This is a genomic window from Pantoea sp. RIT-PI-b, from assembly GCF_001187905.1.
Taxonomy (GTDB): Bacteria; Pseudomonadota; Gammaproteobacteria; order Enterobacterales; family Enterobacteriaceae; genus Pantoea; species Pantoea nemavictus.
This window is the reverse complement of record NZ_LGIS01000026.1, coordinates 147,834-163,644: the sequence shown is the minus strand read 5'-3', so window position 1 is coordinate 163,644 and position 15,811 is coordinate 147,834. Positions and strand designations below refer to the sequence as shown.

Sequence of the window (15,811 nt, the reverse complement as noted above, 5' to 3'; positions counted from 1 at the left end):
GTCGCCATTTATGGCGACCGGGCAAACATCACGCCACCTGCTGACTTCCGCGCTGCACCGCGAACTGGTTCTCTGGCTCGGCCAGCCCGAGATTTTCCCGCAGCGTCTCGCCTTCATACTCAGTGCGATAGATACCGCGCGCCTGCAGCAGTGGAATCACCTGGGCGACAAAATCATCAAACGCCGTTGGCGTGCCGCCGCGCACGATGAAGCCGTCGGTGGCGCCGGCCAGGAACCAGTCTGCCAGTCCGTCCGCCACCTGCTCTGCCGTACCAAGGAAACTCGGGCGCGGCGTGGCCTCCTCCAGCGCCGTCTGGCGCAGCGTTAAGCCGCGAGCATGCGCATTCTGTTTAATCTTATCGGTGGTGCTGCGGAAGCTGTTCGCGCCCAATTCGCCAATATCCGGGAAGGGTTCATCCAGCGCGTACTGACTGAAATCGTGATGCTCAAAGTAGCGGCCAAGATACTCCAGCGCTTTATCGATGGTCACCAGCTCGGCAGTTTGCTGATAGCGGCGTTCGGCATCCTGTTCCGTTTCACCGATAATCACGCTGATGCCCTGAAACACACGAATATCATCCGCATCGCGGCCGCGCGCCACCAGACGACGGCGCACGTCTTCGCGGAACTCACGCGCCTGCTCCAGCGTTTCCTGGCGCGTGTAGATGGCATCGGCGGCTTCGGCGGCGAAAGCTTTACCCGCTTCAGACGCGCCCGCCTGGAACACAATCGGACGTCCCTGCGGCGAACGCCCGACGTTCAGCGGTCCTTGCACCGAGAAGTAGTGGCCTTTATGGTTCAGCGTATGCAGCTTGTCGGCGGCGAAGAACTCGCCGCTGTGCTTATCTCGCACAAACGCATCGCCCTCCCACGAATCCCACAACCCTTTGACCACCTGCAAATATTCGCTGGCCACGCGATAGCGCTCGTCGTGCTCCGGATGGCTGCTGCGTGAGAAGTTTTTCGCCGAACCTTCCAGCGGCGAGGTCACCACGTTCCAGCCGACGCGACCGCCGCTAAGGTGGTCAAGGCTGGCGAACTGGCGCGCCACGGTGAACGGCTCGCTGTAGGAGGTGGAGAGCGTGGCGACCAGACCGATGTTTTTCGTCACCAGCGACAGCGCCGACAGCAAAGTGATGGGTTCGAAGCGATTGAGGAAGTGCGGAATCGACTGCGGCGTAATGTACAAGCCGTCGGCGACGAACAGGAAATCGATCTTCGCCTGCTCCGCTTTACGCGCCAGATCCAGCACGTAATCAACGTTGATGCTGGCATCCGCCACCGCATCGGGATGACGCCATGCCGACATGTTGCCGGATACGCCCTGAATAATCGCGCCCAGTCGCAGCTGGCGTTGTGTTTGACTCATTCTGCTCTCCTTAATATGCGTGTGCGGGCTGCCAGTCGGGGATCACCGGCAGCGCCTGTAACAGTTTTTGCGTCCACGGATGCTGCGGCGCGGCGAATACCTGCTGCAGCGCCCCGCTCTCCACCACTTGTCCGTTCTGCATCACCAGCACGCGATCCGCCAGGTGCTGGATCACACCGAGATCGTGCGAAATAAACAGCAGCGCGGTGCCGTGTTCAGCCTGCATATCGGCCAGCAGATCCAGCACCTGCGCCTGCACCGAAACATCCAGCGCGCTTACCGGCTCATCGGCCACCAGCAGCGCCGGATTCGGGGCAAAAGCGCGCGCTATTGCCACGCGCTGGCGCTGCCCGCCGGACAGCTGCTGCGGATAGCGCTGCAGAAAGCGATCGCCGAGCTGCACTTCGTCCAGCAGCTGGCGCACGCGCTGACGTCGCGCATCGCCATAAATACCGGCGCTGTCGAGGCTTTCGCCGATGATTTTTTCCACCGTGTAACGCGGATCGAAGGAGCTGAACGGGTCTTGCGCGATCAGCTGTAGGCGCGCACGCCGGGCGCGGCGCGCTTTCTCCGGCAGACGATCCCAGCGTTCACCTTCCAGCAGCAGCGTGCCGCTGTCGGGTTCGGTTAAGCCCATCACCACTTTCACCAGCGAGGTTTTACCCGAGCCGGATTCACCGACTACGCCAAGCGTTTCGCCGGCATGCAGCGTGAAGTTAATGTCATTTAGCACCAGACGATCGCCGTAGGCTTTGTGCAGGCCGATGCCTTCCAGCAGCGGCGCGTGGCTGCGTTGTGGCCGTGGCGGCAGCGGCGTTGGCTCGGCGGCGCTCAGGCGTAAACCACGCGTGGCGGGCGTCGGCACCGCACGCAGCAGACGCTGTGTCCAGGTGTGTTGCGGGCGTTGCAGCAGCGGTCCGCTGTGGCCCTGCTCCACCACTTCGCCATCACGCATCACCAGCACGCGATCCGCCAACTCGGCAACCACCGCCAAATCGTGGCTGATCAACAGCAGGCCGTGCCCGTCACGCCGCCGCTGCGCCAGCAGCTGCAGAATCTGGCGCTGTACCGTCATGTCCAGCGCGGTGGTCGGTTCATCGGCAATCAATAACGTCGGCGTACCCGCCAGCGCGGTGGCAATCAGCGCACGCTGACGCTGGCCGCCCGAAAGCTGATGCGGATAACGTTCCAGTCGGCTCTCCGCATCGTGAATGCCCGCCGCCTTCAGCAATTCGATGCTTTTATCCTGCAGATTGCCGCGATGTCCGACGGCGCTTAACGCATCGCTTAGCTGTTGACCAATGCGGCGCAGCGGATCGAGCGACACCAGCGCATCCTGCAGCACATAGCCAATGCGGCGACCGCGCAGCGCGCGCCAGTCGCTGCGGCTGGCATGGCGCATATCGCGCCCGTCGATGGTGAATCGGTCGGCAGTGACGATGGCCCCTTCCGGCAACAGGCCGAGCAGGCTGCGCGCGGTGAGGGTTTTGCCGGATCCGGACTCCCCCACCAGCGCCACCGATTCTCCCGCCGCCACCTGCAGGCTGAGATTCTTCACCACCTGCTGTGGTCCGAAGCGAATCGAGAGATTGTGGATATCAATAAATGGCTGACTCATGCTGAGCGTCCTTCAAAACGTGCCTGCCAGTAACGGCCCAGCGTGTTAACCGCAATCACCGTCAGCGTGATGAACACGCCCGGCCACACCGCAATCCACCAGGCATTACGCAGATAGTTGCGCCCTTCCGCCAGCATCAGGCCCCATTCGGCCGTCGGCGGCTGCGGCCCCATGCCGAGAAAACTCAAGCCGGCAGTGCCGATAATCGCGGTGCCAAGCCCGAGCGTCGCCAGTGCCGGAACCTGCGCAATGGCGTGCGGCAGAATATGGCGGGTGATCAGCGTAAAGCGTGACAAACCAAAGGTGCGCGCCTGTTCGACGTAGCCAGACGTCATCACGCTGTAGGTTTGGGCGCGCACCACGCGGGCAAAGCGCGGCACCGATGCCACACCGAGCGCGATGATCAGGTTATTCGTACCGGGGCCGGTAAAGGCGATCAGCATCAGCGCCAGCAGCAGATCGGGAAAGGCGGAAATCACATCCACTGCGCGGCTTAGCAGCTCATCAACCACACCACGCGCCAGCGCGGCCGCTAGCCCGAGCAAGGTGCCGAACACCACCGCCAGCGCCATTGCCGCTACGCTTATCAGCAGCGAATAGCGGCTGCCATAAATCACGCGCGTGAGCAGATCGCGTCCGAGCTGATCGGTGCCGAGCCAGTGCTGCGCCGACGGCGGCAGCTGGGCGTTGACCGGATCGGCCAGCAGTGGATCGCTATGCGCCAGCCACTGCGGCGCGATCACCGCGACAGCCAGCACCAGCAGAAACAGAATGGCAGCCCATACCGCGGCGGGCAGAGCAACCGGCAGGCGTTGCAGCGCGGCAATCATGATTTGCTCTCCCCACGCAGACGGGGATCGATCCACAGCGACAGGATGTCGACTAAGGTGCTCATCACCACGTAGATCAGCGCCGACAGAATCGCCACCGCCAACACCACCGGTAGATCCTGCGCCAGCACCGCATCCACGGTTAATTTACCGAGCCCGGGACGTCCAAACACCTGCTCGGTGATCACCGCACCGCTGAGTAAGCCGCCCACCAGCCAGCCGGTTAAGGTCACTGCCGGCAGCGCCGCATGGCGCAGCGCGTGACGCAGCCGGATGGTGCTTTCACCTACGCCCCACGCGCGCAGCGTCAAGGTGAACGGCGCATCCAGCGCGCGCTCAAGTTCGCGGCGCAGCAGCTGGGCAATCACCGCGCCCTGCGCCAGGCCAAGCGCCAGTGCCGGCAGCACCAGCGACGACAGCGATCGATCGCCCGCCACCGGGAACCAGCGCAGCGTAAAGCTGAAAATAAACAGCAGCACAATGCCCATCCAGAACGATGGCGTGGAGGCCAACAGCAGCTCAAACGCGTTAGCGATGCGGCGGCCGATGCGCCGATGCGCTGTGCCGACGGCAATCGCCACCGCAAACAGGATGCTGACCAGCAGCGCTGCCAGCGTCAGTTTGATGGTGGGCCATAACTGCGTTGCCAGCAGATGGCTGACTTCCGTGTTGAGCATATAAGAACGGCCAAAGTCGCCGTGCAGCACGCGCCACATGTAGTGCAGATACTGCCACCACAGTGGCTCGTTCAGGCCCCATTCGGCGCGGATCGCCGCCTCAATTGCCGGGGTGCGCAGCTGCTCACCAATCAGCAGGCTGACAATATCGCCCGGCGCCAGATGCACGCCGAGAAAAGCCAGCGATACCGCTGCCCACAGCACCAGTACGCCGCCCAGCAGACGGCTGACAATGCGGCGCGTTAAATCGCTGCGCCACACCGATGGCCGCCGCGCGCGTGGCGTGCGGGTGACAATGCTTTCCAGACTCATCTTCGCCTCCTGATCAGTGGTCGCTGAGCCAGATGTCGTACGCGTTCTCCGGCATCTGTTTAAAACTGCGGAAACCGGCACCGTGGACATAGCTGGCGGTGGCGATCTGGTCTTCAGGTTCATACAGCGGAATCGCCAGCGCCTGCTGTGGCAGCGCATAGTGCTGCAGCTGGCTGTAGAATTTACGGCGCTGATTGATGTCCAGCGTGGCGGCGGCCTGGTCGAGCCAGCCGTTGATTTGCGGGCTGTTGACGCGGCTGTAATTGATCGGTCCACCCGCTGTCACCGGACGGTAGTGATTTTCGATATCGATGCCGTCGGTTTCGGTATTCGAGTTGGCAATTGAACCAAAGTGGCCGGTGTTGCGCACCTCGGTGTAGGTGCCGGAATCGACGTAGCGCAGTTTAATCTCCACGCCGAGTCGCTGACGCGCCTGCGCCTGAATCGCCTGCAGCAGCACATCACGCTGATCGCGCACCGTCGCCTGGGCCTGGATCACCTCAATGCTCAGACGCTGGCCCTGTTTGCTGCGGAAACCCTCGGCATCGCGCGTTTGCCAGCCAGCGTCATCCAGCAGCTTGTTGGCCGCCGCCGGATTGTTGCCGTACTGGCCTTCAAGATCGTTGTTGTAGAGCGGATCGACCGGCGAGGTGATGCCCCACGCGCGGGTGCGCTCACCGCGATACACCGACTTGAGCAGCGGATCAATATCCAATCCCTGCAGCAGCGCCTGGCGCACCTGCACATCCTGCGTTGGGCCATACTCTACGTTGAGAAACAGCGAATACGGCGTGCCGGTATTCAGAGCGTGCTGATAGGTAAAGTCAGTATTGTTTTTGAATTCGCCGGCATCGTTGCCCGAAATTCCCTCAATCGCGTCAAGTTGCCCAGAAAGCAGCGCGCCGGTGCGCACCGAGGATTCCGGCAGGAAGCGATAAGTCACGCGTTCCAGATAGGCCGGGCCCTGGTGCTTTGCGGTGGCAGGCGCCCAGTTGTAGTGAGGATTACGCACGAAGGTGACCTGCTGGCCCTTTTCGTAGCTCTCGATAATGAACGGTCCGGTGCCCGCAATCTCTTTGCCGCCAGCCTTTAGCTGCGGCGAGTTCCAGCTGGCCGGTGCCAGAATCTGCAGTTTGGCGGCAAACGACAGGAACGGCGAATAGCCCTGCTTCAGCGTGATGGTCACGGTGTGATCGTCCGGCGTCGCCACGCTGGCAATACGCGCGCCCAGAGCGCAGATGCTGCTGCCCGCGCAGTATTTTGCGTCCTGCACATGGCGGAAGTTCTCAGCTACCGCGTTGGCATCGAGCTTCTCGCCGTTGGAGAAGGTAACGTCGCGGCGCAGGCTAAAGCGATAGGTTTTACCGTCAGGGCTTACTTCATAACTCTCCGCCAGCCACGGTACGAAGCTGCCGTCGGTACGTCGCGCCAGCAGCGATTCCCAGACGTTACGCAACGTGACTTCGGCTTTCGATTGCCCATTCAGCTGCGGGTTAAACGGCACCGGCTCGGTTTCCACACCAAACGTCAAACTGCCGCCGCTGCGGGGTTGCTCGGCAGCGAATAATGATGCGCTTCCCAGCAGGCAGGCCACACCCAGCGCGAGAGTGATTGAATTCGCTTTCATAAGATCCTTGAAGGTTGCAGGTGTTTTTTTAGTTGTTCAGGCGATTTTGGCGATGGGTTGCTCGGCTGGCGGGTTGAATTCCTTTTTCAGAAATACCAGCGCTTCGCCTAAGGGATTGGTGCGGTGATGGAAAGGTTGATAGCCACGGCGCAGATAGAGTTCGCTCAGCCACGGATGTTTAGTGGCGGTGGCCAGATAGACACCGGGCGCTTTCAGCGTCTGCTTCAGCAAGGTTTCTTCGGCGTAGGTGATGATGTCACGACCATAACCCTGACCTTTGTAATCGGGATCGACGGCGAACCAGTGAATGAACGGCAACGTTGATGGCGCATGTTCATCCTGCTGCCACGGAAAACGCACCGTCACCGTGGCGACCGCGCGTTTCCACTTGCGCAGCACCAGCACCGTTTCCTGTTCGATGACGCGGCGAACCTGCTCGACGTTGCCCTGCGAAATAGTGAAATGCACATCCAGCGCCACCAGCGCGGCATAGGCACGCTGCAGCAGGGCAAAAACCTCTTCGGCGTCTTCAGGTTTAGCGACTTCAATCAGCTGGCTCATATTTTCCGTTCTCTTAATCAATCTTGCGGAAAGTATTAAAATCCGGCGGATTAAAGTAAACCGAGAATAACGGCAATCGATTTGTTGAATATGGGAAATGATATTTTCCTACGGAACAATATTACGCGTGGAAATAACAAATGCTGTAGGGTGCGCATTAATGCGCACCTGCAAAACAGGTCGCCATGAATGGCGACCCTACGGTGATTAGGTAATTGTTGAATTGTCGGTAATCGCGAAATCAGTGTTTACTCACCCAAACATCGTAAACGCTTTCAGGCATCTGCTTGTAGCTGCGGAAACCGTAACCGTGCACGTAGCTGGCGGTGGCTAACTGGTCTTCCGGTTCATACAGCGGCACGGCCAGTGCCAGCTGCGGCAACGCCACCTGCTGCAATTGGCTATAGAAATCGCGGCGCTGTTTAAGATCCAGCGTGCTGGCGGCTTGATCCAGCAGCCCATTGATCTGCGCATCGTTGACACGGCTGTAGTTAATTGCGCCGCCTTGCGCAATCGGACGATAGTGGTTTTCGATGTCCACGCCATCGGTCGGCGTGTTGGAGTTGGCGATGGTGCCGAACTTACCGCTTTTGCGCACGTCGGCGTAGGTACCGGAGTCGACATAGTTCAGCTTGAGGTCCACGCCCAGACGCTGACGCGCCTGCGCCTGAATCGCCTGCAATAGCACATCGCGCTGATCGCGCACCGTCGCCTGCGCCTGAATCAGCTCAATGCGCAGACGCTGGCCCTCTTTGCTGCGGAAGCCTTCGGCATCGCGCGTTTGCCAGCCGGCGTCATCCAGCAGCTTGTTGGCCGCCGCCGGATTGTTGCCGTACTTCCCTTCCAGCTCTTTATTGTAGAGTGGATCGATAGGCGAAGTGATGCCCCACGCGTGCGTGCGTTCACCGCGATACACCGACTTCAGCAGCGGATCAATATCCAACCCCTGCAACAGCGCCTGGCGCACTTTGACATCCTGCGTCGGGCCATATTCCACGTTGAGGAACAGGGAATATGGCGTGCCGGTGTTCAGTGCATGCTGATAGGTGAAGTCTGCATTGTCTTTGAACTCTCCAGCATCGTTGCCCGAAATCCCTTCAATCGCATCCACCTGACCGGAGAGCAACGCCCCGGTGCGCACCGACGATTCCGGCAGAAAGCGATAGGTGACGCGATCGAGATACGCCGGTCCCTGATGTTTAGCGGTGGCGGGCGCCCAGTTGTATTTCGGGTTTTTAACGTAAGTGACCTGCTGACCTTTTTCATAGCTGTCGAGAATAAACGGCCCGGTCCCCGCCAGATCTTTGCCACCCGATTTCAGCTGCGGCGATTTCCAGCTGGCCGGTGCCAGAATCTGCAAGCCCGCAGCGAAGGAGAGGAACGGCGAATAGACCGCTTTCAGCGTGATGACCACCGTATGATCGTCAGGCGTTTCAATCTTATCAATGTGCGAACCCATCAGGCACAAGCTGGTGCCGGCGCAGTATTGCGCCACCTGGGTTTGGCGGAAATTGTCGGCAACGGCGTTGGCATCAAATTTTTCACCGTTCGAGAAGGTGACGTCGCGACGCAGGTTAAAGCGAATTACTTTGCCATCCTCGCTGGCCTGATAGCTTTCCGCCAGCCAGGGCACAAAGCTGCCGTCCGGACGGCGTGCCAGCAGCGATTCCCAGAAGTTACGCAGCGTAATTTCGGCCTTATCCTGGCCGTTGAGCTGCGGATTAAAGGTGGTCGGTTCGGTTTCGACACCGACCGTCAGGCTGCCGCCGTTAACGGGCCGATCGGCAGCCACAACGCTTAACGCGCTTCCCAGCAGGCTGAAGCCCAGCGCCAGAGCTATTGTATTTATTTTCATATTATCCTTGGTGATTGCAGGTAAATTTTATTAATGGCCAACAGCAAGCCTGATTTAATTCCCGCTGAATTATTAAAATTCGGACAAATAAAAGTAAAACGACAATAGTGGCAATCGATTTGTTGAATATGGCAATTCAGCAATAATAGCGTTGCCTGGACTTTAGCGGCTACAGCATCAGCGCGCCGCTAACGGAGGCACGCCCGATAAACCGCGTAATCCATACTCCACCATGGCCATATAAACGGCAAAATAATCCAGCGCCATCTGCATGAACGAGAGATGTAAAATGATACTGTTGTTCGCTGCATCAAGCGTCAGCAAGCCAACAGCCTCGGCTGCCTGCAGACAACGTTTTATATGCGAACGTGACACTCCGCATTTGAGGGAGGCTTTAAGGTAGTTGTATTCAATCACGCTACTCTGTTGCTTGAGGGTTTCGATGTACAGATCCATCAGCAACATATGCCCGGCATCGCGGAAAATGAATGCTTTGCTCTCCGGCACCATATCGAATAAGTAGACATGATTGAGGGTAATGTCCGCGTATTTTTTAAAATACTCGGTTTTGAAGGTTTTCATTTTCAAACAAGCTGAGACATCAAAATCTTCATATAGCATGCCATAGGGGATCATCATGGTATTAATTAAAGCTCGGGTTTCATCCAGCGCTTTCGTTGTCACTTTGTAGGTTAACTTACGTTTATCCTGCGCATCTTTTTCCACCTCCATACGTCCACTTACCCGAATAAAGAGTAAAAACGAGTCAATGGTATTATTGCTGATTAGTCCGGTTTTCTTACAGAAGTCCTTTACCTGACAAAGCGTTGGCTTATGGGTAGTGAAGAAGTACGCCATAATTGCCGAACCAATAATAAAGCGATTAGCTTTAAAAATAGCTTTGAAATAGAGTGGTTTAGTCAGATAAAGTCTGAACAGCAGTTTGTAATGCTTTTGCATGACTAACGCTATATTTTTATGCGACTTAATCTCTTGCGCTCGTTGAAAAATCAACTGCGTGAGTTGTTGTTTGCTTTTCATATTGCTGTTCTGCGTGCCCGGTTATTTACTTAAAAATAATCACCATACGCCTTTCGGGTTATTCGCAATCTGTTGAATAACCGTTCAGCCTGCTATATGGCAACATTCGAAACGTTGCAAATATTCAAATATCCGCGAGGGTCTTTTTGCCCTTCTAAGCATAATCCTAACATCAACGGACTATTTTTTGTAAAGCCTGATTTTATTCAGGCAAGATTAATGAATTCCTGAAAGGCAAAACAGCCTTCTGTTTTTACAGCCAATTCATTACGTTAGGTCACTTTATTTTCAAAGAAATTCACCTTGCAAAAAATCTTAAAAAAATTAACCACAAAAATGGACAGTGACTAAACAAAGCGCGTATGAGAACTTTCTTAACGCACGGTTATTCCGTTTGATCTTCACATCCTGGCTTATAGACAAGCCGTTCAGGATGGGGAATTTCCGCTCTATTGTTTAATGGATTTTATAAGGATTTATCATGGACGATTCACTTCTTCAGACACTGCGTCGCGGTGTGATGACTGGCATATTCTCCAATAGTCATATCGTAAAAAAACTCACTTACCCTCTGATAAGCATAGTTTTTATGTTCGCCACATCAGCATGGGCAAATATGAGTGTCTATCCGATGGAAGTCACGCTAAATAATCAAGGCGCGGCTCAGGTTCAGACGTTATCGCAAAGCAGTGAAGCGCAATTTATTCGCGTCAGCATCAAGCGAATAGAGCGTCCCGCAACACCGTTCGAAAAAGAAACGCTGGTTAAAGATGCCATTTCACACTCACTTATTGCGACTCCAGATAAGTTTGCATTGGCTTCAGGATCGCAACGCATCATTCGCCTTATTTCACTACAACCGCCTGAAAAAGAGACCGCCTGGCGTGTGTACTTCGAGGCGGTTGGTGCCCCTGACGAATTGAAAGATAAAATGCACCAGCAAAATAAAATCAGTAATCAGCTAGGCATCAGTTTGGTCTGGGGCGTGCTGGTTCATATTCCACCGCAAACGCCGCTGTTATCTCTCAGCCGTTTAGCATCGGGTGAAATTAAAAACTCAGGAACGGTGCGCGTAGTTATTCGTGAGGTCGCGCTTTGCTCTGACCCACAATCCAGCCACAGTTGTCAGTGGAGAAAGGAACATGCCACGGTTTATCCCGATGAGTCACTGCAATTCAAGGCATGGACGCCGGCAGAGTTAAACTTAGCCCAGCAAGTCAGAATAAAATATGTTGATCAAAAAACGAGAAATATGAACGAATACGTTCTCGGTAAATGATCGGCCTGTTGTAACCGAATAACAACCCGGTTGTTATGAAGCAGTTTATTCCCATCGAGACGGTCATTTAAGGCCAGTACACGGATTTTCATGGAGCTACAAATGCAAAAATTAATTAAACCACTTGTCATCGCTGCTGCGTTAACGGCTGCATTTAACGCACAGGCTGTGCAAAAAGATATTACAGTGAATGCCAACGTCGATGCGACAGTAGATATGACGCAGGCGGACGGCACCGCGTTACCGGGCACCATTAATATGCAATATATTCCGGGTCGTGGTTTGTCTACCTATTCGCTGGATACTAAAATCTGGTCGAACTCCCAAACGGCCAATATTAACGTGGCGCTGGTGAGTGCCGCGCAGTTAAACGAAACCGTCACCGGTACGGCGGTGCCATTAACGGTAACGTTGGGCGCGGATTTAAAACCGATCACCACTACCGTGACGCCATTGACATATGCTTCGCTGTTCCCAGCAGGCACAACGAACGGTTCCTCAGTGTTGCCGCTGAAAATCTCTCAAACCACGCCAGGCGTGCTGGCAACCGGCACCTATTCCGGTGTCGTTAGCCTGTTAATTACCCAGGCAACCACGCAGAGTTAATTTGCCGTAATTGACTGATCGATTATTTCGGGGGGCGGTTCGCCCCCTTGTTATTCTTTTTCAGCAGGACGCTGTAATGAAGGTCAATATTCGCGTAGTTTTAATAGCCTCTTTCATTACCCTGATCCCCTCTCTTTCAGCCCGTGCCACTACACAGGTTCCGCCTGGGTTTGAATCGCTGGTCACCGGCCAAACGCTCTGGGTTAACCTTTCTGTCTATGGGCAATCGCTCGGTCTGTTTGAAGCCTCGGTCTCGCTTGATAGTGTCACCTTCCTTAAGCCGCAAGACGTAGCCCGGGCGGTGATGCAGCATTATCAAAAAGATGCGCAGCAGGAAAAGCGGTTAGCAAGCCTGATCGGTGCACCTCTGGCACGTCATGGCAATAAGGCCTGCAGTAGCAATGGCGGCGCGGCGGGGTGTGACTATCTTGAAACAGATTCGGTCGCGCTTATCTATGACGAAAACAGTGCCAACGTGTCGCTGTTTCTCGCTCCAGAGTTTGTGCCACTGGCCGCAAAATCTCACTCGCCCTATTACGAACAGACCGCAGAAACGCAAGCGGCATTTATTCATCAGCAGAATATCAATTTCGTCACCAACCGCGATGACCAGACGCTATCCCTGCAGGGCGCAGGCGCGCTCGGGTTAACTGAAAACAGTTATGCCGGTATTGACTGGGACTATCTCGCGCAGAAATACCGTCAGCAAAATCATCAGGAAGTGCGCTTCAATAACGTCTTCCTGCGTCGCGATCTCGGCAAACGCTATTACGTGCAGGCCGGGCGCATGGATGCGCGGGACATTTTCAGTAACGCTGGCGGCAACATCACCTTAAGCCAGCTGCCGCTCAGTACTATCGAAGGCGCACGTATCGGCTCAACGCTCGCCTGGATGAACACGGCGCTGGCTGCCCAAGGCACGCCGGTGACGGTGTTTATTACGCGTCCTTCACGTGTTGATGCCTACCGCGCTCAACAACTACTGGGCACATTTTACCTGAATGCGGGTACGCAAAACCTTGATACCAGCGCCTTTCCCAATGGCAGCTACAGCGTGACGTTACGCATCTATGAAGATAATCAGTTGTCGCGTACCGAGCAGGTTCCTTTCAGCCGCACCGGCAATACCACCAGTCAGAACATTGAGTGGTTTGTGCAAGGCGGTGCCATCCCCGATGGCGAAGTGCAGGGCAACGGCGCAGCGTCGCAACAGGGTGCCGACCGCCGCGTCATGCAGGCAGGTATTAAAGTCCCTGTCACGCAGGACGCCGCGTTGACTGGCGGTGTAGCCGTGACCAACCGCAACCACTTTATCGAAAGTGCACTCGACTGGAGTCATGGATTCGACAACCCACTGCTCGACGGCATTCTCACTAACCGCTTTAGCTATCTCAAAGGCAGTGAAGGCTCGCGCGGTAATATCCAGCAGGTCTCTTATAACGACGGCTTCTCCCTGAGTTTTTACCGCAGCGCCCTGTATGCGCAAGATTGCTACAGCAGCAATGGCGGTCAGTACGGTTTCAGCGGTTGCTACCAGAGCAGCAGCCTGATGTTTAGCGTGCCAGTGGACAGCTGGTATCTGAATGCCGGTTACAGCACCAGCAAGAATGAAGGTCGCAATGTGATCCCGGTCCAGTTGGATGATAACGCTGTCGTGCCGCTATGGGCGCGCCGTAACACCTACAGCAAAACGCAGACCACCACATGGCAGGCTGGCCTTGGGCGTGGCTTCAGCTTCAACGGCATCAATGTTAATACCAGTGCCAACCTCTTTACGCGCACCAGCAGTAGCGGGATCAAGCGCGACAACGGCGGCTTCCTCTCCGTTTCACTTTCGCGTGTCAGCACGCCAACCATGAATTCACGTTCGAATTACAGTTCCATCGGCATGACCTACCAGACCGACCGCAACAGTAAAGATCAGGTGGGTTATAACGTGGCGCAAAACTGGTATTTCGATGCGCAGAATCAGCAGGAAATCGGCGTCAGTCTCAACGGTAATCAGGACAATACCCTGAATGCCTCCCTTTACGGCAAAACCGGCGGCGAATACGGCAGCGGTAGCCTGGCGATCAGCTCAGCATCATCGGGTTCATCGGGCCAGCGCTTTAGCAGCAGCGGTAGCTACAACTCTTCGCTGGCCGTGGCGCGCTCCGGCTTGTATTGGGGAAAATGGGGGAACGGGCTGCCCGGTGCGGCTGTTGGTCTACAGGTCGCGAGCAGTGATGAGAGTCGCGATACGCGAGTGGATGTGTCCGTTGAGGGTGCAGGCAGCGCCAGCTTGCACGGTACTGGCCGCACGCTGTTCAGTCTGCCGGCTTATACCCAGAGCACGCTCAGCATCAATGACTCCATCGAATCCTCCCACGCGATGCGCAGCGAAATCACCCAGGGTGCCGGACGACGCACGTTGTTTATCGCACCGGGGCGCATGCTGGTCAGCAAGGTGAATATTGTCTCGCGCTACACCTGGCTCGGACGGCTAATGATCAATCAACAGATGCCGCTGGAAGGGGCCACGCCGCTCAATGTCGCCAGCTGGTCAGGTTTAGGTCAGGGCGGATTCAGCGCAGAAACCGATCACCGCATCAAAAATTTGTACATGGTGCGCGGCATGCAGATGTACCGCTGTGAAATAAAGGTGAAAAGCACCCACGACGTGGTGCGTTACGTCGGCGATAGCGCCTGTCAACCCATCGAACTTGCCTCAGTGCCTCAAGACGTGCAGCAGCGGGCAAAAATGCTGATCGTCCGCAGCCGGTCAGAAGAGGTGCCACTGGCGCGCACCGCGCTTACTTCACCGCAACAACAATAGGGATATTCGATGAAAACCCGATTTCTCACCGCATTAACACTGTTATGGCTGATGGTGGGCATGCAGGCGCAGGCCGCCCTGCTCACACCTTCAGGGCGCAACACCAGCGTTGCCGTCACCTTTGACCGCATGTCAGTGCCGGCACAGTTGCCGATCTGGACTAATGAAAGCGGCGGTTACGATACCAACGACGCGCCGAAATGGGGGCGAAATACGCTGGTTTGCCAGTCGCGCACCAGCAATCAGTACGGTGCCTGCCTGACGTTTCCGGTCTGGCTGGAAGCGTCTCCGTCACCCTATCCCGTGCCGGTATTGTTTACTGAAAACAGCACCAGGCAGACGCAGGTACTGAATGTCTACCTCACCAAAAGGCGTTCGCTGAATAATGTGGTGGTAGCAACCAACCAGGTGCCGCTGAACGCCTTCGGCGGGGCGGTTACCCCGCGTGGGGATGGTACAGATTATTCAGCCTATCTCCCCTCCTCCGAACTGAGTAAATTCCCGTCGGCCGGCAACTGGAGCGCAACGCTAAAAATGTCGCTGATGCAGTGGCCAATTACCTCCTGCACCGGAAATTCGCAGAACGTGAACGTGGGATGTACCAATGTGACGAAACTCGGTGACTGGATCGCCACCATGACGTTTAAGGTAACGGACTACGGCAATCAGCAGATCTATTTGCCAGAGTTTGGCAATGCGGCCGCCAACGTTGACCTCGGTTTGAAAACCTTCCCCGGTGCGCGCGCCACTACCACCGTTAGCGGCAGCCGTTCGCTGGATATGTGCCTGTACGACGGCAATAATTCAGACAGTAACCGGGTGAGCCTGATCTTTCAGGATGAAGGTGCCGCCGCGCCCGCCAGAGCCACGGGGTTGTTTTCGCTATATCTCAATGGCGCGGACAAAAATCTGGCGCAAAATCGTCTCGATTATGCGGTCGAAGTGATCAACCCGCTGACCAAAGCGCGCCAGGCAGTTGAGAACGGCAGTGAAATTATCTGGAGCGGCACCAACAGAGGAGTGCTAAGGCGTGTGGTGTTGCCGGGCCAGAGCAATTCGGTGCTGTGCGTTCCCGCGCCGATGCAGCTTATTACACCGGCCTTCACGTTATCATCAAAAACAGCGGGCCGTTATCAGGGTACGTTGAGAATTATTTATACCCCGACGACGCAGTAACGGCGCCAGTAGTGATGTCATAAAAACCGAAATTACCGAGCGCAC

At 56.1% G+C, this 15,811-nt stretch carries 12 protein-coding genes; 4 read left to right on the top strand and 8 right to left on the bottom strand.

Annotation, left to right across the window (positions count from 1 at the left end; all coding sequences use genetic code 11):
- Nucleotides 1–28: 28 nt before the first annotated feature.
- The 8 genes from AC790_RS16800 to AC790_RS16765 form a co-directional block, all read right to left on the bottom strand.
- Entirely contained in the window at nt 29–1,369 is a 1,341-nt protein-coding gene (locus AC790_RS16800; RefSeq protein ID WP_049852508.1) for an LLM class flavin-dependent oxidoreductase, read from the bottom strand.
- Nucleotides 1,370–1,379: 10 nt separating this feature from the next.
- Complete coding sequence (locus AC790_RS16795; protein ID WP_049852507.1) at nt 1,380–2,987, bottom strand: ABC transporter ATP-binding protein; 1,608 nt, start codon at nt 2,985–2,987, stop codon at nt 1,380–1,382.
- Nucleotides 2,984–3,817, bottom strand: coding sequence for an ABC transporter permease (locus AC790_RS16790; protein WP_007891014.1), 834 nt, complete (start codon nt 3,815–3,817; stop codon nt 2,984–2,986). Before AC790_RS16790 ends, AC790_RS16795 begins: the two co-directional genes overlap by 4 nt.
- Nucleotides 3,814–4,806: an ABC transporter permease gene (locus AC790_RS16785; RefSeq protein ID WP_049852506.1), complete on the bottom strand. Its 993-nt coding sequence runs from the start codon at nt 4,804–4,806 to the stop codon at nt 3,814–3,816. Before AC790_RS16785 ends, AC790_RS16790 begins: the two co-directional genes overlap by 4 nt.
- Before the next feature lie 13 nt (nt 4,807–4,819).
- Nucleotides 4,820–6,433, bottom strand: a complete 1,614-nt coding sequence (locus tag AC790_RS16780) for an ABC transporter substrate-binding protein (protein WP_049852505.1) — start codon at nt 6,431–6,433, stop codon at nt 4,820–4,822.
- A gap of 36 nt (nt 6,434–6,469) precedes the next feature.
- Nucleotides 6,470–6,994, bottom strand: a complete 525-nt coding sequence (locus AC790_RS16775) for a GNAT family N-acetyltransferase (protein WP_049852504.1) — start codon at nt 6,992–6,994, stop codon at nt 6,470–6,472.
- A 241-nt stretch (nt 6,995–7,235) separates the two neighbouring features.
- Nucleotides 7,236–8,849 carry an ABC transporter substrate-binding protein gene (locus AC790_RS16770; protein ID WP_049852503.1) on the bottom strand — a complete coding sequence of 538 codons (1,614 nt, stop codon included), beginning with the start codon at nt 8,847–8,849 and terminating at the stop codon, nt 7,236–7,238.
- Between the two features lie 177 nt (nt 8,850–9,026).
- Nucleotides 9,027–9,890: a hypothetical protein gene (locus AC790_RS16765; protein WP_049852502.1), complete on the bottom strand. Its 864-nt coding sequence runs from the start codon at nt 9,888–9,890 to the stop codon at nt 9,027–9,029.
- Nucleotides 9,891–10,371: 481 nt separating this feature from the next.
- Here AC790_RS16765 and AC790_RS16760 point away from each other — a divergent pair, with 481 nt between their 5' ends.
- From AC790_RS16760 to AC790_RS16745, 4 genes are all read left to right on the top strand, one after another.
- Nucleotides 10,372–11,169 carry a fimbrial protein gene (locus tag AC790_RS16760; protein WP_049852501.1) on the top strand — a complete coding sequence of 266 codons (798 nt, stop codon included), beginning with the start codon at nt 10,372–10,374 and terminating at the stop codon, nt 11,167–11,169.
- A 102-nt stretch (nt 11,170–11,271) separates the two neighbouring features.
- Nucleotides 11,272–11,775, top strand: a complete 504-nt coding sequence (locus AC790_RS16755) for a CS1 type fimbrial major subunit (protein ID WP_007891030.1) — start codon at nt 11,272–11,274, stop codon at nt 11,773–11,775.
- 76 nt (nt 11,776–11,851) lie between these two features.
- Nucleotides 11,852–14,590 carry a TcfC E-set like domain-containing protein gene (locus tag AC790_RS16750; protein ID WP_049852500.1) on the top strand — a complete coding sequence of 913 codons (2,739 nt, stop codon included), beginning with the start codon at nt 11,852–11,854 and terminating at the stop codon, nt 14,588–14,590.
- 9 nt (nt 14,591–14,599) lie between these two features.
- Complete coding sequence (locus AC790_RS16745; RefSeq protein ID WP_049852499.1) at nt 14,600–15,766, top strand: CfaE/CblD family pilus tip adhesin; 1,167 nt, start codon at nt 14,600–14,602, stop codon at nt 15,764–15,766.
- The last annotated feature ends 45 nt before the right edge of the window (nt 15,767–15,811 follow it).

What these genes read in the sequence shown, in the direction of transcription:
- AC790_RS16800 (WP_049852508.1), bottom strand. Translation starts at nt 1,369, where the DNA reads ATGAGTCAAACACAACGCCAGCTGCGACTGGGCGCGATTATTCAGGGC.
- AC790_RS16795 (WP_049852507.1), bottom strand. Translation starts at nt 2,987, where the DNA reads ATGAGTCAGCCATTTATTGATATCCACAATCTCTCGATTCGCTTCGGA.
- AC790_RS16790 (WP_007891014.1), bottom strand. Translation starts at nt 3,817, where the DNA reads ATGATTGCCGCGCTGCAACGCCTGCCGGTTGCTCTGCCCGCCGCGGTA.
- AC790_RS16785 (WP_049852506.1), bottom strand. Translation starts at nt 4,806, where the DNA reads ATGAGTCTGGAAAGCATTGTCACCCGCACGCCACGCGCGCGGCGGCCA.
- AC790_RS16780 (WP_049852505.1), bottom strand. Translation starts at nt 6,433, where the DNA reads ATGAAAGCGAATTCAATCACTCTCGCGCTGGGTGTGGCCTGCCTGCTG.
- AC790_RS16775 (WP_049852504.1), bottom strand. Translation starts at nt 6,994, where the DNA reads ATGAGCCAGCTGATTGAAGTCGCTAAACCTGAAGACGCCGAAGAGGTT.
- AC790_RS16770 (WP_049852503.1), bottom strand. Translation starts at nt 8,849, where the DNA reads ATGAAAATAAATACAATAGCTCTGGCGCTGGGCTTCAGCCTGCTGGGA.
- AC790_RS16765 (WP_049852502.1), bottom strand. Translation starts at nt 9,890, where the DNA reads ATGAAAAGCAAACAACAACTCACGCAGTTGATTTTTCAACGAGCGCAA.
- AC790_RS16760 (WP_049852501.1), top strand. Translation starts at nt 10,372, where the DNA reads ATGGACGATTCACTTCTTCAGACACTGCGTCGCGGTGTGATGACTGGC.
- AC790_RS16755 (WP_007891030.1), top strand. Translation starts at nt 11,272, where the DNA reads ATGCAAAAATTAATTAAACCACTTGTCATCGCTGCTGCGTTAACGGCT.
- AC790_RS16750 (WP_049852500.1), top strand. Translation starts at nt 11,852, where the DNA reads ATGAAGGTCAATATTCGCGTAGTTTTAATAGCCTCTTTCATTACCCTG.
- AC790_RS16745 (WP_049852499.1), top strand. Translation starts at nt 14,600, where the DNA reads ATGAAAACCCGATTTCTCACCGCATTAACACTGTTATGGCTGATGGTG.